This window comes from Sandaracinobacteroides sp. (assembly GCF_057137845.1).
Window position 1 is genome coordinate 1 of the sequence record NZ_DBNHFX010000023.1, and the last position, 18,701, is coordinate 18,701.

An 18,701-nucleotide genomic window follows, 5' to 3' on the forward strand; every position below is an offset into this window, starting at 1 on the left:
AGGCTGGGCCGGTGAACGATCGCGTGCCACCCGGCTTCGGCCGCACACCAGAAGGCGGGCTGGCAGTGGCTGGCCGGGCTGCCGAGGAATGGGCGGCTGATGCCGGCGACACGCCGCTTTTCATCTATGTGAAGGCGCTTCTCGATGCGCGGGTTGCATCGTTTCGCGCGGCGATGCCAGCCGGGTTGCAATTGCATTATGCCGTAAAGGCGAACCCGTTCGCGCCGCTTCTTGCCCATATGGGCGCAATCGTCGACGGCTTCGACATCGCTTCCGAGGGAGAGTTGCGGCTGGCGCTGGCGGCGGGGGTTGCAGCAGGCGACATCAGTTTTGCCGGGCCGGGCAAGCGCGACCGCGAACTGGAGGCGGCGATCCGCGCCGGGGTCACGCTGAACGTCGAATCACCGGGCGAACTGCACCGCGCGGGCGCGATTGCCCGGCGGCTTGGAGTGCAGGCCATTGTTGCGCTCAGGGTGAATCCGCCGTTTTCGCTGAAGGGGTCGGGTATGCGGATGGGCGGGCTTGCCAGCCCGTTCGGGGTGGATGCGGCGCAGGCGCCGGACCTGCTGGCGCTGATGGCGCGCGGTCCGTTCCGGTTCGCAGGCTTTCACATCTTCGCCGGATCGCAGAATCTGAACGCGCAGGCGATCCTCGACTGTCAGCGGCAGGCGGTCGCGCTGGCGGCGGACCTGGCCTCGGCGTCTGGCATGGTGCCGCCGCTGGTCAATCTGGGCGGCGGGTTCGGTGTGCCCTATTTTCCCGGCGACACCGAACTGGATATCGGTGAACTGGGTCGCGGGCTGCGCGAGATTCTGGCTTCCCGCCCGGCACTGCTTGCCGAAACCGGTTTTGCGCTGGAACTGGGGCGATGGCTGGTCGCCGAGGCCGGGGTGTATCTGTGCCGCGTCGTCGATCGCAAACTGTCGGGCGGCGAGCTGTTTCTGGTAACGGATGGCGGTCTGCATCACCAACTGGCGGCGACCGGAAATTTCGGCACGGTGATCCGGCGCAACTACCCGATCGTCAACGCAAGCCACGACAGCGCGGATCGCGAAGTGGCGACGGTGGTTGGCTGCCTCTGCACCCCGCTTGACCGGCTGGCCGACAAGGCGGAACTGTCCACCGGACGGGTGGGCGACCTGATCGCGCTGTTCATGGCAGGCGCCTATGGGCCGACCGCCAGCCCGGCAGCGTTTCTGGGCCATCCGCCCGCACGGGAAATTCTGGTCTGAGTGTTGGCCGGTTTCAGCTCTGCCGGTCGGAAATCATCGATCGGTCGCTGGCTGAATGGGCGCTGCCCGGCATCATCAGCATGGCAGTGGCGGCGCCTGCTGCAACACCCAGCGCCATTCCCACGATCCATATGAGCAGAACGCTTCGCATTCCTGTTTTCGGACCTTCAACCATGTCTTGCTGCCAGCATCATTGGCTATTCCAGCTTTCGTTACGACCTGTGGGACCGCATGCAGGAAGCATGCCAAATACCACAAGGCGCTATTTCAATAAGTTATGGCCACCATTGTGCAATAAACTGTAAACTCAGCCGACAGGCCGGGCGTAATGCGCGCCAACGAACCACAGCCCGTCGGGTGGCGCATTCAGCCGCAGGGCTGCACGGTCGCGCCGTTCCAGCGCCGCCCGCACGTCGTCCGGGGTGCAGCGCCCCTCTCCGGCGAAGACCAGCGCACCGGTCATCGAGCGGACCTGGTGGTGCAGGAATGAACGGGCTTCGGCGTGAATCACGATTTCGGCGCCGCGTTGTTCGATGTCGAGACGGTCGAGCGTTCGGATCGCGGATTTTGCCTGACAATGGACATGGCGGAAGGTGGTGAAATCATGCCGCCCGACCAGATGGACGGCCGCCTCGCGCATGGCGCCGAGGTCGAGTGGGTTTGGCCGCCGCCAGACGAGGCCCTGATTCCAGGTGAGCGGCGCCCGTCGGCAAAGCAGGCGATATTCATAGGCCCGCCCGATGCAGGAAAAGCGGGCATGAAAATCATCGGCGACGGCTTCGACCGATAGAATGGCAACTGCTTCCCCGGCGAACTTCAGCCGTGCGTTCAGCGCCTCTTGCAATCGGAAGGCCGACATTGGTTTTTCGATGTCGGTATGGGCGGTCATGGCGGTTGCATGCACGCCCGCATCGGTGCGGCCGGCTGCATGCACGACCGCCTGTTCGGCGGTGATGTCGTGGATCGCCCGTTCCAGCGCGCCCTGCACCGTTGCGCCATGGGCCTGCCGTTGCCAGCCCATGTAGGGGCGGCCGTCATACTCGATCAGCAGGCGGTAGCGGGTGGTCACAGCAGGTCGCCCGGCGCAAGCCGCCGCCCGCGCAGCCAGTCGGCCGCCGGCATGCGCGGCTTGCCTTCCGGTTGCACCGTCAGCAGGCGCAGGCCGCCGTCGCCGGTGGCGATCACCGTATCGGCCGCCAATGTGCCGGGGGTGCCGGAACCGGCTGCCGGTTCGGCCGCGATCAGCTTCACCCGCCCCGCCGCAGACTGGAACCACGCGCCGGGGGCAGGCTGCATCGCCCGCACCAGCAAGTCGATCCGGGCGGCGGGTTGGGCCCAGTCGATCCGGGCTTCGGCCTTGTCGATCTTGTGCGCGTAGGTGATGCCCGCATCCGGCTGGGTCTGTGGCGTGATGGCAGCCAGCCGGTCCAGCACGTCGACCATCAGCCCGGCGCCAAGGGTGGCAAGAGCGGCTGTCAGCTCGCCTGCCGTCTGCCGGGCGACCGGCAGGCGAGCTTCGGCCAGCATCGGCCCGGTATCGAGGCCACGCTCCATCTGCATGATGGTGACGCCGGTTTCCGCGTCTCCGGCAAGGATTGCGCGCTGCACGGGCGCCGCGCCGCGCCAGCGCGGCAGCAATGATGCGTGAATGTTCACACAGCCATGGCGCGGCGCATCCAGCACCGCCTGCGGCAGCAGCAGGCCATAGGCGGCAACCACCGCCACATCGAGACCCAGCACATCGAAGGCGGCGATGGCATCCGGCTCGCGCAGGCGTTCCGGGGTGCGCACCGGCAGTCCCAGCGCCTCGGCGCGGAGGTGCACCGGCGACGGCGTCAGGCGGCCCCGGTTCGCGGGTCGGGGCGGCTGTGTATAGACGGCCGCAACCTCGTGACCGGCTTTCACCAGTGCATCGAGCGCGGTTACCGCAAAATCCGGGGTTCCCATGAAGGCCAGTCGCATGGCAGAGCCGATAGCCAAGTTCGGCAATCGGCAAAAGGGCAGCGTGGACGACGCACTACAGCAACTGACGTCACTGGTGGCGCGGCTTCCGGGGCTGGGGCCGCGTTCGGCGCGGCGCGTGGTGTTGCAACTGATGAAGAACCGGGAATCGCTGTTGCGGCCGCTGGCGGCGGTGCTGGAACAGGTAGCCGACCGGCTTTGTTCGTGCAGCACATGCGGCAATCTCGATACCGCTGACCCCTGCCGCATCTGTGCCGACCCGCGCCGCGACGGCGCCAGCATCTGCGTGGTGGCCGATGTCGCCGACTTGTGGGCGCTGGAACGCGGACGGCTGTTCCCCGGCCGGTATCATGTGCTTGGCGGGATGCTGTCGGCGCTGGATGGCGTCGGGCCGCAGGACCTTTCAGTCGGGCAATTGCAGCAGCGTCTGGGCGCCGACCCGGCCATCCGCGAAGTGGTGCTGGCGATGAACGCCACGCTGGAGGGGCAGACAACGGCGCACTATGTCGCCGAGGCGCTGGCGGGAACCGGCGTGCGGCTCACGCAACTTGCGCACGGCGTGCCCGTAGGCGGAGAGCTGGACTATCTCGACGAGGGGACGCTGGCGCAGGCACTCAGGCTGCGGCGGCCGTTGCAGGGCGCATCTTCTTGACCGGAAGGCACGCCGTTCCTAGCTAGGGCGCATGGCCATTCTACCAATTCTCGAAGTGCCCGATGCGCGCCTGCGCCGCATTTCCGCCCCTGTCACCGAGGTGACGGACGAAATCCGTACGCTCGTCGCGGACATGTTCGAAACCATGTATGCAGCACCCGGCATCGGCCTTGCAGCGGCGCAGGTGGATCAGCCGATCCGCCTGCTGGTGATGGATCTTGGCGACGGCCCCGCCGACGAGGATGGCAAAGGCACGCGCAACCCGCGCGTCTTCATCAATCCGGAAATCCTCGATCCGTCGGAAGATTACAGCGTCTATAACGAAGGCTGCCTGTCGGTTCCCGAACAATATGCCGACGTCGAGCGCCCGGCGGTCGTGACCGCACGCTGGCTCGACCAGCATGGCAACCAGTGCGAGGAGCGCCTCGACGGGCTGACGGCGACATGCCTCCAGCACGAGATCGACCATCTGGACGGAATCCTGTTCATCGACCATCTGTCGCGGCTGAAGCGTGACATGGTGTTGAAAAAGCTGGAAAAGGCCCGTTCGGACAAGGCGCGCCGGAAAGCCGCATAGGGCTTCAGTCGGGATAGGCGATCGACAGCACTTCCAGCAGCCGCTCGCCCGCCGGCAACCGGGCGCTGCGTGTGTCGCCGGTGGAAGCGCCTTTCAGCGCCACCGCGACGGGGCTGTTCCATGCGATGCGCCCGGCGCCCGCATCGGCCTCGTCGCGGCCGACCAGCGTCAGCGTCTGCTCGCGGTCGTCTTCGTCGACGATCCTTACTGTTGCGCCAAAGAACACCCGGTTGCGGTCGGGCTGGCGCGCCGGGTCGACCACCTGCAACGCCGCCATCCGTTTGGAAAGGTGCGCCAGTTCGCGGTCGATTTCGCGCAACCTCTTGCGTCCATAGAGATAGTCGCCGTTTTCCGAGCGGTCGCCGTTGCCGGCCGCCCATGACACGATCTCGACGACCTCTGGCCGCTCGGCGTTGAACAACTGGTCATAGCGGGCTTTCAGGGCCGCCATGCCTGCCGGGGTGATCGGGTCGCTCATCGGTTGGTCAGTTGCCGCGCAGCCATCGGGATGGGCGTGGCTCGGCGCCTTCGCGCTTTGGTTCGAGCAGGCTGTAGATCACCGCATTTTCGATCACGCGATGCACGTAATTGCGCGTTTCCTGAAACGGGATCATTTCCACCCAGTCGATCGGATCGGCCTCGGTGCGGGGGTCGCCCATCGCCGCCAGCCATTTGCGCACATTGCCGGCGCCCGCATTGTATGCGGCAATCGCCATCATGCTGTTCTGGAAATTGTCGCGCCTGAGACCGATGTAATAGCTGCCAAGTTGCACATTATAGACCGGGTCCCGCGTCAGGAGCGCCGGATCGTAGGGCAGACCCAGCTTCGACGCCACGTCCTTGGCGGTGCCGGGCATCAACTGCATCAGTCCGCGCGCACCCGCGCCCGACACGGCGGCGATGTCGAAGCTTGATTCCTGCCGGGCGATGGCGTGGCTGATCACCCAGTCGCGCGGGGGGATCGGCGCTGCATCGGGGAGGTGCGGGTAGGCAAGGTCGAAGGTCGAGGTGTCGCCGCGCGAACGGCCGGCTTTCCATGTCCAGACGCCAAGGTCGGGCCGGCTGAGCTTGCGGCCGAGTTCGGCGGCGGCCCGCGCCTGCACCGGTGTCTCGGCGGCATCGGCCACTGCCCGCACGAACAGCGCGGTGCGGCTTTCGTCGCCCATCGCTACCAGTGCTTTCAGGGCCTTCGTCAATGATGCTGCATCGAACTTCGCCTGCTCGGCGGCGCTTATTGCGATGCGCGGCACCATCGGCAATGCGGGCTTGCGGCCTAGTTCTTCGGTAGCGAGCTGGCCGTAGAAATAATCGACGTGGCGCGCGGCGCGCTCGAACGCCGAGGTTGCGGCAGCCTGCTGTCCACGCGCCTTTTCCGCCCGGCCCAGCCAGTAGTCGCCGCGCGTCTGGCTGATCGGCGTGGTGACGACGCGGTTGAATTCGGTGAAATGGCGTTGCGCGGCGTCGGCGCGGCCCAGTTTCCTCAGCGCGATCCACCCCGCCAGCCATTCCGTGTCGGACAGGTCGATACGCTGCGACAGGGGGAGCGCGGAAAGATCGGTGCCGGGCGGATAGGCTTTGTGGTTGGCGAGGATGCGGTAGGCCGTCTGCAAGTCGTCGCGGCGCATGGCGGCCCGGCCCATCGCCAGCCGCTTTTCCAGCCATGTTTCCGGGGCGCTGGCGCCGGGGTCGGTGTCTCCGGCGGCCAGCAGGGCTTCGGCGTCGGCCAATCGGCCGTTCCGTTCCAGCCACACCGCACGATCATAGGTAAGTCCGGCGTTGCGGCGGAAGCGCGCCGGAACCGAGGCAACGCGCGCCTCGGCGTCGGGTGCGTTGGAGCGCAGTGCAATGCGCGCCTGCGCCAGCGCACGATATTCGTCGTCGAGGAGCGGGACTATCCGCCCGGCGGCACTGGTCTGCCCGGCCCAGATCAGCGCGTCGGCGCGCGCCGCGTGTTCGGCGGCGGTGAACAGAGCGCCGAAGCGGGCCATCAGCGCGGCTTCCTGATCTTGCGGAATGCCTGGGCGCGCCCATGCGGCGCGGGCCATGCGTTCGGCCTCGGGGCCGGAAGCCGCAAGCGCGAATCGTGCCTGCCCGGCAGACGTTTGCGGCGGCACGCGCTGAAAAAAGGCAAGCGCCGCGCTATCGGACGTTTTGGCGGCGTCGGTGGCCTGCGCTTCCGCGCGGCGCCGCATCGCCGACGTTCCGGGCCATCCGGCATGGTCGCGCAGGAAGGCTGCCTGCACGTCGAGCGACGGCTCGGCGCCGACTGCCAGCGTCCGGCGCAGCCAGTCCCATGTGGCAAGGGACTGTGCGATTTCACTGGGTGCGCCGACGGGCGCTGCCGATGATCGGGCGTCGTAGGCGGCGAACTGCTGACGCAGCCAGTCCCGCGTGGCGGCGGTTGGCGCTGCCGCCTGCGCGGCGTCCGGCCCGGCTGCCTGCGCGCCGGTTGACGCCACCTGTGCGAAAACCCGGTGCGGCAGCGATACGAGCGCCAGCAGCGCGACGGATGCAAAAACGGCATTGCGGTGATGTTGCGAAGGCATGTCGAAGCCTTTAGGGCAGTGCCACGGGTTCCGCCAAGGCCGCACCATCCGGCACGGCTTTTCACTTGCCCGAAGCCATAGCCCCAAGGTTCAGATCATGCTCGGCATTACCGGTTCCATTCCCGCCCTCGTCACCCCCTTTGCCGATGGCCGCATCGACGAAAAGGCGTTTGAGGCGTTCGTCGACTGGCAGGTTTCCGAGGGTTCGGCGGGGCTGGTTCCGTGCGGCACGACCGGCGAATCCGCCACGCTTTCCATCGACGAGCACGACCATGTGGTTGCCTTGACGGTGAAAGCGGCGAAGGGAAGGGTGCCGGTGATCGCGGGTTGCGGCTCGAACGATACCGCCGTGGCGCTGCACCATATCGAAAGTGCAGCGAAGGCCGGCGCCGACGTGGCGCTGGTTGTCTGCCCCTATTACAACAAGCCGGGGCAGCGCGGGCTGCTGGCGCATTTCCAGCATCTGGCCCGACATGCGCCATTGCCGATCCTGATCTACAATATTCCCGGCCGTTCGGGCATCGACATGACGACCGACACCATGGCCGAACTGGCAGCGCATCCGAAGATCGTCGGCTGCAAGGAATCGACCGGCGACATCGAGCGCATCTCGCAGATCCGCCACCAGTGCGGGCCGGATTTCCTGATCCTTTCCGGCAATGATTACATGACGCTGGGCATCATCGCGCACGGCGGCCATGGCGCCATTTCGGTGACGGCGAACGTCGCCCCGGCGCTGAACGCAGCGCAGGTGCGGGCGTGCCTCGACGGGGATTTCGCCACTGCGCTGGCACTGCAGGATCAGCTGTATCCGCTGCACCGCGCGCTGTTCACCGACGCATCGCCGGGGCCGACCAAATATGCGCTGTCGCAGATGCAGCGGATGCAGGCGGTCACGCGGCTGCCGGTCGTCGAACCTTCCGATATGTCGAAAGCGGCGGTCGATGCGGCGCTGGCGCACGCCGGCATCGCGCCCTGACGATCCAGCAGGCTGCGTTCAGAAAATGGCCCGCCCACGCCCCACCACCGAGAAGGTGAAGTCCGTCGCCGAGAACCGGCGCGCGCGATACGAATATGCCTTCGAGGACATCTATCACGCGGGCATCGTACTGACCGGCACGGAGGTGAAGTCGCTCAGGTTCGGCGAGGGGACGATCGCCGAATCCTATGCCGAAACGCGCGATGGCGAAGTGTGGCTGGTGAACGCCAACATCCCCGAGTGGAGCCACGGCAACCGCTTCAACCACGAGCCGCGCCGCCCGCGCAAGCTGCTGCTGACCGCGCGCGAAATCGAGAAGCTGCACGGGGCCGTTGCGCGGCAGGGCATGACGCTGGTGCCGCTTTCCATCTATTTCAACGGCCGCGGCAAGGCCAAGGTGGAACTGGCGCTGGCCAAGGGCCGCAAGCTGCACGACAAGCGGGCGCACGAAAAGGAAAAGGACTGGAAACGCGAGCAGGCAAGGCTGCTGCGCGACCGGGGCTGAAGGAAACGGGGCGCCGCCAATGGACGATGCCAACAGCAAACTGATCGAAGCCAAGAAGGCATGGGCGCGCGCCGGCCGGCTGCTGACCGGCTCGCCCGATGTCGGCCATGTCGAACGGCTGCCGCCCGGACAGCGCCATGTCCAGAACTGGCCGGTTCTTGATCTGGGTGTGCAGCCGCATGTTCCGACGGATCGGTGGCAGCTTGAAATCTGCGGCCTGGTTGAACGGCCGGTCACGCTGGACTGGGCGGCCTTTCTGGCGCTTCCGCAAACCGAGGACCTGTCAGACATCCACTGCGTTACCCAGTGGAGCCGCTATGACAACCGCTGGCAGGGCGTTGCAACGCGCACCCTGCTTGATCTGGTGCGCCCGGTGCCCGGCGCCGCGCATGTGCTGCTGCATGGCTATGATGGCTACACCACCAACGTTCAACTGGCGCACTTCGCAGAAGCCGACTGTCTGATCGCACACAGCCACGACGGCCGGCCACTGACGCGCGAACACGGCGCGCCCGCACGGCTGGTGATCCCGCGCTATTATTTCTGGAAGAGCGCGAAGTGGATTAAACGCATCGAACTGCTGGCCGTAGATCAGCCCGGCTTCTGGGAGGTGCGCGGCTATCACAACATCGGCGATCCCTGGCTGGAAGAGCGTTACGGCTGAACCGGGCGCTGCGCTTGCGGCATCAGGCAATGCCACCGATGCGCCGGCGATCGTCCGCACCGGCGCCGTGGGATTGCTGGCGGCGGGCCTTGCGCATGATCTGAACAATATGCTTGGCGGGATCGTCGCCACTGCCGAACTGTTGAAACTGCGCTTCGACGAGGATGGCGAAAGCGCGCGCGATGCAGCGATGATCGTCGATCAGGCCACGCGCGCCAGCGGCCTGATCCGCCAGATACTGGCCTTTGCCCGGCAGGATCTGCTGGTTCCGCAGGCGGACAGTCTGGAACAGCTCGTGGGGCGGCTGGCGCCGATGGTCGAGGTGTTGTCGGGCCACCACATCGAGATGCGGCACGGCCCGCCGGTGCAGGTCAGCATCGACCCGACGGCGTTTGAGCGCGCGGTCGTCAATCTGGTGCTGAACGCAAAGGCGGCCGGCAACGGCCGGATCAGGATTTCGACGGAGCGTGTGCCGGCGTCGATGCTGCCTGTGGCGGGCCGCACATTCATGCCTGCGATCCCCTATGGCGCCATCCATGTCGAGGACGACGGGCCGGGTGTCGATCCGGCCCATGCAGCACGTATCTTCGAGCCCTATTTCACCACCCGCGCAGGGGGGCAGGGCCTTGGTCTTTCAACGGCCTATGGGCTGGTGAAGCAGTCTGGCGGCTTTCTGCTGCACGACCGTTCCGAACTGGGTGGGGCGCGGTTCAGCATCTACCTGCCCGAGGCGGCGCCGCGAACATACGCGCCCAGGCTGCGTTTCGATTGTGCTGCGCAGGTGGTGCTGCTGGTCGAGGACGATCTGCTGTTGCGTATGGGAACTGCCCGAGGGCTGGAGCGCATGGGCTATCGGGTGCGGCAGGCCGCAGATGCGGAAGGTGCACTGAAACGGCTGGAAGCCGAGCGCCCGTCGCTGCTGCTGTGCGATATCCGGCTGCCGGGGCGCGACGGTGTGTCGCTGGCGCGCGAGGCAAGGGCGATGCATCCGGAATTGCCGGTTCTGCTGGTTTCGGGCTTTGCCGATGAAGCGGCACGATCTGCCATTCCCGAACTGGGCGCGGGGTTTCTGCTGAAGCCCTTCACGCAGAAGGCGCTGGCGGAAAGCATTGGCGCGCTCGTCCGTTAGGGAGGGGTTGCGAAACAAGAACAAAAGGTGCACATGCGGCAGGCGCTGGCGCTTGCAAGCCCTATCGGGGGCGGCTAGGCGGGGCACAAGGGTCCAGAGGCTCGTTCGGGCCGCATCTTCAAGGGGTTCAGATGGACAGGGAAAAGGCGCTCGAAGCAGCACTGGCGCAGATCGATCGGGCGTTCGGCAAGGGTTCGGCGATGAAGCTCGGCCAGCGCGAGACGCTGGAAATCGAATCGATTTCAACCGGTTCGCTTGGGCTGGACATCGCGCTCGGTATCGGCGGGCTTCCGCGCGGCCGCGTCATCGAGATTTATGGCCCCGAATCGAGCGGCAAGACCACGCTCGCCCTTCATGTGATCGCCGAGGCGCAGAAGGCTGGCGGCATCGCCGCCTTCGTCGATGCCGAACATGCGCTCGATCCGGTCTATGCCAAGAAGCTGGGCGTCGACACCGATAATCTGATCGTATCGCAGCCCGACACCGGCGAACAGGCGCTCGAGATCACCGATACACTGGTTCGTTCGAATGCGATCGACGTGCTTGTGGTCGACTCGGTGGCGGCACTGGTGCCCCGCGCCGAAATCGAGGGCGAGATGGGTGACAGCCACGTCGGCTTGCAGGCGCGGCTGATGAGCCAGGCGCTGCGGAAGCTGACGGGTTCCATTGCTCGATCGAAGTGCGTGGTGATTTTTATCAACCAGGTCCGGATGAAGATCGGCGTCATGTACGGCAACCCGGAAACCACGACGGGCGGCAACGCGCTGAAATTCTATGCTTCCGTCAGGCTGGATATCCGCCGTACCGGGCAGATCAAGGATCGCGACGACATCATCGGCAACGCAACGCGGGTGAAAGTGGTCAAGAACAAGGTCGCTCCGCCGTTCCGTCAGGTCGAGTTCGACATCATGTATGGAAGCGGTGTTTCCAAAACCGGGGAAATCCTCGACCTCGGGGTGAAGGCCGGTCTCGTCGACAAGTCCGGGGCGTGGTTCTCGTATGACAGCACCCGGATCGGACAGGGCCGAGAGAATGCCAAGAAGTTCCTGACCGAGAATCCCGAGATTGCAGCAAGGATCGAAGCCGCCATCCGCGAGAATGCGGCAGGCGTGTCCGATGCGCTGCTGTCCGGCCCGGAAGCCGACGACGATATCTAGGGGGTGATGGTGCGTCAGGGTGGCATTCCTGCCCTGTATGTGCTATAATCCGCTCATTCGGATAAAGAACGGCACGCAACTTGCTGCAATGCAGCGATTCCTTGCGTTTCGCCTTTTTCCGGGTGTCGTCGAAAGATGTGCGGACACCGGGTCTCGCCGGGCCGTCATCTAGGTTTGGATCGTATGGCGAGACTGGCCCTGTTCGTGATTTCCTTACCATCGCTGCTCTACTGACAGCGAAAGCCAGGCTTGCGGTTGGCCTTGTGGTTGACCGGCAGGAACGGAAAGTCTGCCCGCTGGCTCTGTCGGCAGTGGCGCACGGAAAGATGGTGCCGGTCCTCGGCTTGAGAAAGGACAGCGAAACCAATGGCAGCCAAGGTGCTCAGCTTCCAGGCGGGTGACAATGTCGTGTATCCGAAACACGGTGTCGGCCGGGTGATCGAAATTCAATCAAGCGAAATCGCGGGCGCCAAACTGGAGCTTTATGTGCTGCGCTTCGACAAGGAGCGCATGACGCTGAAGGTTCCGACCAACAAGGCTGAATTTGTCGGCATGCGCAAGCTTTCAAGTGAGGCGACGCTGAAGGATGCGCTGCTTACGTTGAAGGGCAAGCCCAAGGTGAAGCGGATCATGTGGTCGCGCCGCGCACAGGAGTATGACGCCAAGATCAATTCCGGCGATCTGGTTTCGATCGCCGAGGTGGTGCGCGATCTGCACCGCGCGGAAGACCAGCCCGAACAAAGCTATTCCGAACGGCAGATTTTCGAAGCAGCGATCAGCCGTCTGGCGCGTGAAGTGGCCGCGATGAAGAACATCGACGAGCTGGCTGCCCAGCGCGAGATCGAGGATGTGCTGAAGGCAGCCTGACGCAATTTTCTAGGTAAGAATTCGGGCGCGGGGCGAAAGCCCTGCGCCTTTTCTTTTGCAGCACGCTGTTGCCACGGGGCATGTGGTCGCCTAGATTGCGCGACGAGAGAGGGTTCGTATCGGGGGAGGAGATTACCCTTGCGCACCTTGTTTCTTGCTTCCATCGCCGCTGTTGCTGCATCCGCGCCGGCCATCGCCGCCGAGCGGAACTTTTCTGTCACTGATTTCGATCAGGTCGTGCTCGCCGGTTCGGCTGACGTGGACGTGACGACCGGGCAGCGTGCGTCAGTCATCGCAAGCGGCGATGCAGCTGATCTTGCGTGGCTCGATGTCAAAGTGGTTGGAAGTCGGTTGGTGATCGGCCTGAAGCGTGGCTTCCGTGGCTGGGCGTCGCGGGATGGGTTGAAGGTCCGCGTGTCGGTGCCGTCGCTGTCGGCGGCAACGATCAGCGGCTCCGGAGAGATGGGGGTCGACCGCGTGGTCGGCCCGTTTCGCGGCCGTGTCAGCGGGTCCGGAGAAATCGAAGTGGGTTCCGTCGATTCATCGACGCTCGATCTGGCGATTTCCGGTTCCGGCGGCATCGAAGTGAAGGGCGGACGCTGCGGCGCGGCCAGCCTTTCGACAACCGGGTCCGGCAACATCGACGCGGCCGGCGTGCATTGCCGAACGGTGACTGCCTCGATCACCGGATCGGGCAACATCGAGGGCTACGCAACCGAGACCGCAGAACTGCGGGTGCTTGGATCAGGGAATATCGACATCGCCGGCGGCGCACGTTGCACCAACAAGGTCACCGGCGTCGGCAACAGCCGCTGTTCCTGGAGCAAGGGTAGCTGACAACTGGGAAGGGCAGCCAGGCGGATCGCCGCAACCTGCGACGATCCGCCGGCATTTTTTGACGCCGCTGCTGGCCAGTGACGATTGCGCCAGCTTCGAATCTGTATATACGAGTATATACAGAGAGGTGAACATTAGATGCAAAAAATTACCGTATCGGCACTATTGTCACTGGTTATAATGCCAATCGCGCCGCTTCAGGCGCATCAGCCTGCCGGTTGCTCAAAACCGGGGCCGGTGCCGGAAGAACTGTCGGGCTGGGATCGGCAGAAGCCCATGGCAGCGGCCCGAACGGGGACCGATGCGCAGGCAGCAATGCTGGTTCCGGGCGAGGCGGTGAAGGCTCGTCTGTTGCGCGTGTCGGATGTGCGGCTGGTTGTGAAGCCGCAAAAGGCGGGTGCCGCCGACAGCTACGCGGGCCTGATCGCATTTTCGATCCAGCAGCCCGGCAGCTATCGCGTTGCGACGGGGGCGAACCTGTGGATCGACGTTGTGCGCGATGGCGTGGCGTTGCAGTCTTCGTCGCACGGGCATGGGCCTGCCTGCTCGCCGGTTTCGAAGACGGTCGACTTCGAGCTTCCGGCGGGGCGGTATCTGCTGCAACTGGCGAACGGCCAATCGGCCGATCTGGCCGTGATGATCCAGCGCCTCCCCTGAGAGGCGCGTGCGGTCAGTCGGCAGGGGTGTCGCGTAGCGATCGGAACAGTTCGTCCGCTTCGGCGCAGTGCGCGGCCTGTTCCAGCCGCGCCTCAAGCGCACGGTAATTGCTGAGCAGTTCGCGCCCGAACGGCGTGAGGCGCGCGCCTTTTTCGCGCCCGCCGCCGGTGATTGTGTCCACCGCGCGCCCGACCCAAGTCCGGTTCATCGTGTCGACCAGCATCCACGTCCGCCGATAGCTCATGCCAAGCGCGCGCCCCGCAGCCGAGATCGAGCCTTCCCTGTCGATGGCTTCCAGAAGGTCGGCCTTGCCGGGGCCGATCGCCGGCTCGCTGCCGCAATAGAACTGCACTTTCAGCTTCAACGCGCCGATCCGTATCACTGCGTTCCCCTGTTGCTGCTTGAAACGGGCCGGATCATATGTGCCCTGTCAACCGGAAGTCGTCAAAGCAGAGACAGGCCGGCAAGCTCCGCCAGCATGTCGGCGGGTATCGGGGTGCCAGCATCGTCTGGCGGCCAGTCGGCTTCGACCAGATAGCGCCAGCCCTGATGTGATCGGCAGTGGCGCGGCACAACGGGGATTACGCCTGGCGTCAGGCGGATCTCGGTTCGGGGCTGGCCTTCGGCGGATGCGCATTCCACTACGTCGCAGATCGGCTGGCGGGCAACCAGCACATGCCGCACGATCCAGAACAGCGATCCGCCTGCCAGGTCGCGGCGCGGCGTTCGCGCGGTTGTCAGGCGCACGAACCTTGCCTGTTCGTCGAGGAGATGCTGTTCCCGCGCGATGATCTCGGCGATCGATTGGCAGCCATAGGCGACACGCGTCAGCCCAAGACGGTTCATGTCACGAGGCCGGACACAGTCGCGAGGCCGAGGAACAACAGAAAGCCCATTGAATCAGTCGTCATCGTTACAAAGACCGACGATGCAACGGCCGGATCGACACCCACCCGCTTCAGCCCCAACGGCACCAGCACGCCTGCAAATCCGGCGATCAGCAGGTTGAACAGAGTTGCCGCCGCGATCACGCCGCCCAGCAGCGGATCCTGAAAGATCAGCGATACGCCCGATCCCAGCAGCAGGGCGATGGTCACGCCGTTCAGCAGGGCGATCGCGGCCTCGCGCGTGATTGTCCGCCGGGTATTGGCGGTTGTCATCTGGCCGGTCGCCAGCGCGCGGACGATGACCGCCATCGTCTGGTTGCCGGTGTTGCCGCCGATCGAGGCGACGATCGGCGACAGTGCGGCCAGCACCACCATCTTCTCGATCGTGGCGCCGAAGCTTGCGATCACGCTTGCAGAGACAAGCGCCGTCAACAGGTTGGCGATCAGCCATCTGATCCGGGCGCGATAGCTGTCGACCACCGGTTCGAAAATGTCGCCGTCGCCAGCGCCCGAAAGTTTCAGAATGTCCTCGCCTGCTTCCTCGGCGATGATGTGGACGACGTCGTCGGCGGTGATGACGCCTTCCAGCCTGCCTTCGCGGCCGACGACCGCCGCTGAAATCAGGGCGTATTTCTGGAACCGCAACGCCACTTCCTCGCGGTCGAGATCGACCGGGATCAGCGTCTGCTGCCGCTGCATCACGTCGGATACCGGCAGCCAGCGGGGCGTCGTCAGCACCCATGAAAGGCGCATCGTGCCAACCGGCTTATGTTCGGGCGACACCACGAAAATTTCCCAGAAATCCGTGACTTCGCTTTGTTCGGCGCGCAGGTAATCAATCACGTCGCCGATGGTCCAGTGCTCGGGAACGGCGATCAGCGACCGCTGCATCAGGCGGCCCGCAGAATCCTCGGGGTAGGAAAGCGCGGTTTCGATCGCCACGCGGTCGTCGGCGGAAAGCTCGTCGAGGACAGCTTCCTGCTCGGCCGGTTCCAGTTCCTCGATGAGCGCCACCGCATCGTCGGTGTCCATCTCGGCGACGGCTTCGGCGACTTGTGCCGGGGCGAGCTCGCCGACGATTTCGTCGCGGACCCAGTCGTTCAGTTCGGCCAGAACTTCGGCGTTCAGATCGGGGCCAAGCGCCGCCGCCAGCTTGCTGCGCTGCTCGGCGGAAACCTGCTCGAACAGGTCAGCGATGTCGGCCGGGTGCAGCGGCTTCGCAAGCGCCCGGACTTCGCCTTCGTCCTCGGCCTCGAGGGCGGCTTCGATCGCCCGCAGAAAATCGGGCCGCAAGTGCCTGTCTGTCAGTTCGGCGGGTGTCAGGCTGTCTTCGGCTTCGCTCATTGGCTCAGACGCTTGGGCCTGTGCGCGACCGATTGCAACACCCGGAACGGCCCGTCCCGAAACGCTGCGCCCTCAGACTGCGTTCGAAAAGCGTGTTGGCCCTTGTGCGCGATAGCTGTCGAAGCAGGATGCAATGGTCCGCGCATAGGGGCGGCCTTCGTCCAGAATCTCCAGCCGGTCGTTGCCGAGGTGGCACAGCCCGGCCTCGAGGAAGGGCTTCAGGCGCAGTTCCGCCGAACCATCGGCCGGAAGGCCCGAAAGATCGGCCGTGCGCCCGCACAGCAGGTCTTCGATGACCAGTGCGCGCTCGCGGTCGTCGGCGCTCCGGCGAACGCCCAGTGCTGCCGGCGCCTGCCCGGCGACCACGCGCATGCGATAGCGGCCAGGGTTTTTTTCGTTCTGCAGGATGATTTCCGGAGTCGATGTGATTGCGGTTGCGCCAACACCCAGCAGCACGTCCGCCTGATCGTCGGTGAAACCCTGGAAGTTCCGCCTGAGCTTGCCTTCGCGCGCGGCGATCGCCATCGGGTCGCCGGGCTTGGCGAAATGATCGAAGCCGACCGGCTGCATACCGGCGGCGATCAGCTTTTCATAGCCGCGGGCGGCCTGTTCGAAACGCTTTTCCACGCCGGCCAAGTCGCTGCCGTCGATCTGGCGCTGGCGCGGGATCAGATGCGGCACATGCGCATAGCCGAACAGGGCGATGCGGTCGGGCGACATCGTCAGCGCGGTGTCGATGGTGCGCATCAGGTCGTCCATGCTCTGGCCGGGCAGGCCATACATCAGGTCGAAGTTCAGCGAGCTGACGCCGCAATCGCGCAGGGCTTTCACCGCCGTCTGGATCATTTCCAGCGGCTGGATGCGGCCGATGCGTTTCATCACGTGCATTTCCAGCGTCTGCACACCAAGGCTTACGCGGCTGGCGCGGACTTTGCCGGGCAGTGTCAGCCAGTCGCCCTCGAAGGTGCGCGGGTCCAGCTCGATCGAGATTTCCGGGCTGTCGCTGGCAAAAAGGGTGACGATCTGGCCCAGCAGCCGCACAAAGCTGACCGGGTCCAGCGCGTTGGGACTGCCGCCGCCGAAGCTGATGCGGTCAACGCGGACACGCCCGCCGGTCTGCCGTGCCAGCCAGTCGACTTCGGCTTCCAGCGACTCGAGGTAGGAGTGCACCCGTGACGTGCGGTTGGAACGGTGGGTGTTGCAGCCGCAATACCAGCAGATGTCCTTGCAGAAGGGGATGTGCGCATAGAGCGACACGCCCGTGCCGTGCGGCAGGGCTTTCAGCGTTTCCAGTTGCTGCTCGCCGTTGATTTCCTCGGTGAATTCAACCGCCGTCGGATAGCTGGTGTAGCGCGGCACCGGCCGCGCCAGGAGTTCCGGATGATAGGGCCACATGGCCGTCGCCTGTCATGCCGCGCTGGAAAAAGCGTTGATCGAAGTCAAGCCAATCGATGCAACGGATCAAGGAACTACATAATTATGCTGCCAGTGTCGCTTCACCTGACAAATATCAACAGGAGGACAAAGGGTGAAGCAATCGATCATGGCTGCCAGCGCGGTGCTGGCAGCGCTTGCAGGGGCGATTCCAGCCCACGCCGAAGCGGGAGACTGGATCTTGCGGGCGCGTGCCATCGCGGTCATCCCGCAAGACAGTTCGGGCGGCATCACGCCGACGTTCCCGAACGAAGGCGTAGCCGTCAGCACCGCATGGGCGCCGGAACTGGACCTGACCTACATGGCGACCAACAACATCGGCATCGAAGTGATCGCCGGGACGACGAAACATTCCGCCAACGGCAAGACGGGAACCACCGGATCGATCGGCAAGCTGGCCAGCACATGGGCGCTGCCGCCGACGGTGACGCTGCAATATCATTTCCTGCCCGATGGCCCGGTCCGCCCGTATCTGGGCGCCGGTCTGAACTATACCATCTTCTACAGCACCAGGGCGTCGTCGGGACTAGAGGCAGCGGTCGGAAAAACCAGCGTCAGCATGTCGAACAGCTTTGGCTGGGCCGTGCAGGCGGGCGTCGATATTCCGCTGACCGACAGGATCTTCCTGAACCTCGACGTGAAATACATCGATATCGACACCAATGCGCGGCTGAACACGACGGCGATCGGCCAGCAGCAGGTGCGCATCTCGATCGACCCGATCGTCGTCGGCTTCGGGATCGGAACGCGCTTCTGAGCAAACGCAACGCGCCGACGTCATGCCCGCCAGGGTCTGGCGTCGGCGGTTGTTCCGTGTGGGGTGGGTGGCTCAGTCGCCCGCCAGCGCGACCAGCCGTGCGCGATCACGGATGCTGAGCGAGCGCCTGCCCGGAAGCTCGATCACGCCGGCTGCCCGCATTGCGGAAAGCTGGCGGCTGACGGTTTCGATCGTCAGGCCCAGAACGTCGGCGATCTGCTGGCGATCGAGCGGCAGGTCGAAGTTTTCGAGCGGGATTTGCGGGTCAGGCCCGGTTTCCGCAAGCCGCTGCGACATTTCAATCAGGAAACTGGCAACGCGTTCGGCGGCGGACTTGCGGCCAAGCAGCAGCATCCAGCGGCGCGCGCGATCCAGTTCATCGAGCGTGCGGTTCAGCAACCGGCGTTCCAGTTCGGGGTGTTCATGGGCGAAGCGGTCGAATGCGGATCGCGGGAACATGCAGACCTTGGAATCAACCAGTGCGGTCACGCTATACTGGCTGCGGTCGCCAAACG

21 protein-coding genes are annotated in these 18,701 nt (G+C 65.0%); 12 read left to right on the forward strand and 9 right to left on the reverse strand.

Going from position 1 to position 18,701, the window contains the following annotated elements; all coding sequences use genetic code 11:
• Positions 1-11: 11 nt before the first annotated feature.
• The gene (locus AC16JP_RS00750; protein WP_484338707.1) at positions 12-1,232 is read left to right on the forward strand and encodes a pyridoxal-dependent decarboxylase, exosortase A system-associated; all 1,221 of its coding nucleotides are present in this window, start codon (positions 12-14) and stop codon (positions 1,230-1,232) included.
• Between the two features lie 307 nt (positions 1,233-1,539).
• On the opposite strand, the gene truA is transcribed toward AC16JP_RS00750, so the two are convergent.
• A complete protein-coding gene (truA, locus tag AC16JP_RS00755; RefSeq protein WP_484338688.1) occupies positions 1,540-2,301 on the reverse strand; it encodes a tRNA pseudouridine(38-40) synthase TruA in 762 nt (253 codons plus the stop codon).
• The gene (gene fmt / locus AC16JP_RS00760; RefSeq protein WP_484338689.1) at positions 2,298-3,194 is read right to left on the reverse strand and encodes a methionyl-tRNA formyltransferase; all 897 of its coding nucleotides are present in this window, start codon (positions 3,192-3,194) and stop codon (positions 2,298-2,300) included. Before fmt ends, truA begins: the two co-directional genes overlap by 4 nt.
• Between fmt and recR the strand changes: the two genes are divergently transcribed.
• Positions 3,193-3,846, forward strand: a complete 654-nt coding sequence (gene recR, locus AC16JP_RS00765; protein ID WP_484338690.1) for a recombination mediator RecR — start codon at positions 3,193-3,195, stop codon at positions 3,844-3,846. The two genes, fmt and recR, sit on opposite strands and share 2 nt — an antisense overlap.
• Before the next feature lie 31 nt (positions 3,847-3,877).
• The gene (def, locus tag AC16JP_RS00770; RefSeq protein WP_484338691.1) at positions 3,878-4,423 is read left to right on the forward strand and encodes a peptide deformylase; all 546 of its coding nucleotides are present in this window, start codon (positions 3,878-3,880) and stop codon (positions 4,421-4,423) included.
• A 4-nt stretch (positions 4,424-4,427) separates the two neighbouring features.
• Here the strand turns inward: def and greB are convergent, their stop codons facing one another.
• A complete protein-coding gene (gene greB, locus AC16JP_RS00775) occupies positions 4,428-4,901 on the reverse strand; it encodes a transcription elongation factor GreB (protein ID WP_484338692.1) in 474 nt (157 codons plus the stop codon).
• Between the two features lie 7 nt (positions 4,902-4,908).
• Complete coding sequence (locus tag AC16JP_RS00780; RefSeq protein ID WP_484338693.1) at positions 4,909-6,969, reverse strand: lytic transglycosylase domain-containing protein; 2,061 nt, start codon at positions 6,967-6,969, stop codon at positions 4,909-4,911.
• A gap of 97 nt (positions 6,970-7,066) precedes the next feature.
• Between AC16JP_RS00780 and dapA the strand changes: the two genes are divergently transcribed.
• The 8 genes from dapA (at position 7,067) to AC16JP_RS00820 (ending at position 13,764) form a co-directional block, all read left to right on the forward strand.
• Entirely contained in the window at positions 7,067-7,948 is an 882-nt protein-coding gene (gene dapA / locus AC16JP_RS00785) for a 4-hydroxy-tetrahydrodipicolinate synthase (RefSeq protein WP_484338694.1), read from the forward strand.
• Between the two features lie 25 nt (positions 7,949-7,973).
• Positions 7,974-8,453, forward strand: coding sequence for an SsrA-binding protein SmpB (gene smpB / locus AC16JP_RS00790; protein ID WP_484338695.1), 480 nt, complete (start codon positions 7,974-7,976; stop codon positions 8,451-8,453).
• A 19-nt stretch (positions 8,454-8,472) separates the two neighbouring features.
• Complete coding sequence (locus AC16JP_RS00795; RefSeq protein WP_484338696.1) at positions 8,473-9,117, forward strand: sulfite oxidase-like oxidoreductase; 645 nt, start codon at positions 8,473-8,475, stop codon at positions 9,115-9,117.
• A gap of 67 nt (positions 9,118-9,184) precedes the next feature.
• Complete coding sequence (locus AC16JP_RS00800) at positions 9,185-10,246, forward strand: hybrid sensor histidine kinase/response regulator (RefSeq protein WP_484338697.1); 1,062 nt, start codon at positions 9,185-9,187, stop codon at positions 10,244-10,246.
• A 131-nt stretch (positions 10,247-10,377) separates the two neighbouring features.
• Positions 10,378-11,403, forward strand: a complete 1,026-nt coding sequence (gene recA, locus AC16JP_RS00805; protein ID WP_484338698.1) for a recombinase RecA — start codon at positions 10,378-10,380, stop codon at positions 11,401-11,403.
• 366 nt (positions 11,404-11,769) lie between these two features.
• Positions 11,770-12,270 (forward strand): CarD family transcriptional regulator, encoded by a 501-nt coding sequence (locus AC16JP_RS00810; RefSeq protein ID WP_484338699.1) that lies wholly within the window; start codon positions 11,770-11,772, stop codon positions 12,268-12,270.
• A gap of 138 nt (positions 12,271-12,408) precedes the next feature.
• Positions 12,409-13,107 (forward strand): head GIN domain-containing protein, encoded by a 699-nt coding sequence (locus AC16JP_RS00815; RefSeq protein WP_484338700.1) that lies wholly within the window; start codon positions 12,409-12,411, stop codon positions 13,105-13,107.
• 276 nt (positions 13,108-13,383) lie between these two features.
• Positions 13,384-13,764 (forward strand): homogentisate 1,2-dioxygenase, encoded by a 381-nt coding sequence (locus tag AC16JP_RS00820; RefSeq protein WP_484338701.1) that lies wholly within the window; start codon positions 13,384-13,386, stop codon positions 13,762-13,764.
• Positions 13,765-13,777: 13 nt separating this feature from the next.
• Here the strand turns inward: AC16JP_RS00820 and AC16JP_RS00825 are convergent, their stop codons facing one another.
• The 4 genes from AC16JP_RS00825 to hemN all read right to left on the reverse strand — a co-directional run bounded on the left by AC16JP_RS00825 (position 13,778) and on the right by hemN (position 17,390).
• A complete protein-coding gene (locus AC16JP_RS00825) occupies positions 13,778-14,143 on the reverse strand; it encodes a winged helix-turn-helix domain-containing protein (RefSeq protein WP_484338708.1) in 366 nt (121 codons plus the stop codon).
• 65 nt (positions 14,144-14,208) lie between these two features.
• Complete coding sequence (locus AC16JP_RS00830) at positions 14,209-14,610, reverse strand: DUF1489 family protein (RefSeq protein ID WP_484338702.1); 402 nt, start codon at positions 14,608-14,610, stop codon at positions 14,209-14,211.
• Positions 14,607-15,995 carry a magnesium transporter gene (gene mgtE / locus AC16JP_RS00835; protein ID WP_484338703.1) on the reverse strand — a complete coding sequence of 463 codons (1,389 nt, stop codon included), beginning with the start codon at positions 15,993-15,995 and terminating at the stop codon, positions 14,607-14,609. The genes AC16JP_RS00830 and mgtE overlap by 4 nt, the downstream gene beginning before the upstream one ends.
• A 72-nt stretch (positions 15,996-16,067) precedes the next feature.
• A complete protein-coding gene (gene hemN, locus AC16JP_RS00840; protein ID WP_484338704.1) occupies positions 16,068-17,390 on the reverse strand; it encodes an oxygen-independent coproporphyrinogen III oxidase in 1,323 nt (440 codons plus the stop codon).
• 148 nt (positions 17,391-17,538) lie between these two features.
• Here hemN and AC16JP_RS00845 point away from each other — a divergent pair, with 148 nt between their 5' ends.
• The gene (locus tag AC16JP_RS00845) at positions 17,539-18,186 is read left to right on the forward strand and encodes an OmpW/AlkL family protein (RefSeq protein ID WP_484338705.1); all 648 of its coding nucleotides are present in this window, start codon (positions 17,539-17,541) and stop codon (positions 18,184-18,186) included.
• A gap of 72 nt (positions 18,187-18,258) precedes the next feature.
• Here the strand turns inward: AC16JP_RS00845 and AC16JP_RS00850 are convergent.
• A partial coding sequence (locus AC16JP_RS00850) for a helix-turn-helix domain-containing protein (protein WP_484338706.1) occupies positions 18,259-18,701 on the reverse strand: 443 nt, incomplete at its 5' end.

What these genes read in the sequence shown, in the direction of transcription:
- AC16JP_RS00780 (WP_484338693.1), bottom strand. Translation starts at nt 6,969, where the DNA reads ATGCCTTCGCAACATCACCGCAATGCCGTTTTTGCATCCGTCGCGCTG.
- hemN (WP_484338704.1), bottom strand. Translation starts at nt 17,390, where the DNA reads ATGTGGCCCTATCATCCGGAACTCCTGGCGCGGCCGGTGCCGCGCTAC.
- greB (WP_484338692.1), bottom strand. Translation starts at nt 4,901, where the DNA reads ATGAGCGACCCGATCACCCCGGCAGGCATGGCGGCCCTGAAAGCCCGC.
- smpB (WP_484338695.1), top strand. Translation starts at nt 7,974, where the DNA reads ATGGCCCGCCCACGCCCCACCACCGAGAAGGTGAAGTCCGTCGCCGAG.
- mgtE (WP_484338703.1), bottom strand. Translation starts at nt 15,995, where the DNA reads ATGAGCGAAGCCGAAGACAGCCTGACACCCGCCGAACTGACAGACAGG.
- AC16JP_RS00845 (WP_484338705.1), top strand. Translation starts at nt 17,539, where the DNA reads ATGGCTGCCAGCGCGGTGCTGGCAGCGCTTGCAGGGGCGATTCCAGCC.
- AC16JP_RS00830 (WP_484338702.1), bottom strand. Translation starts at nt 14,610, where the DNA reads ATGAACCGTCTTGGGCTGACGCGTGTCGCCTATGGCTGCCAATCGATC.
- AC16JP_RS00795 (WP_484338696.1), top strand. Translation starts at nt 8,473, where the DNA reads ATGGACGATGCCAACAGCAAACTGATCGAAGCCAAGAAGGCATGGGCG.
- AC16JP_RS00810 (WP_484338699.1), top strand. Translation starts at nt 11,770, where the DNA reads ATGGCAGCCAAGGTGCTCAGCTTCCAGGCGGGTGACAATGTCGTGTAT.
- fmt (WP_484338689.1), bottom strand. Translation starts at nt 3,194, where the DNA reads ATGCGACTGGCCTTCATGGGAACCCCGGATTTTGCGGTAACCGCGCTC.
- recR (WP_484338690.1), top strand. Translation starts at nt 3,193, where the DNA reads ATGGCAGAGCCGATAGCCAAGTTCGGCAATCGGCAAAAGGGCAGCGTG.
- dapA (WP_484338694.1), top strand. Translation starts at nt 7,067, where the DNA reads ATGCTCGGCATTACCGGTTCCATTCCCGCCCTCGTCACCCCCTTTGCC.
- recA (WP_484338698.1), top strand. Translation starts at nt 10,378, where the DNA reads ATGGACAGGGAAAAGGCGCTCGAAGCAGCACTGGCGCAGATCGATCGG.
- def (WP_484338691.1), top strand. Translation starts at nt 3,878, where the DNA reads ATGGCCATTCTACCAATTCTCGAAGTGCCCGATGCGCGCCTGCGCCGC.
- AC16JP_RS00820 (WP_484338701.1), top strand. Translation starts at nt 13,384, where the DNA reads ATGGCAGCGGCCCGAACGGGGACCGATGCGCAGGCAGCAATGCTGGTT.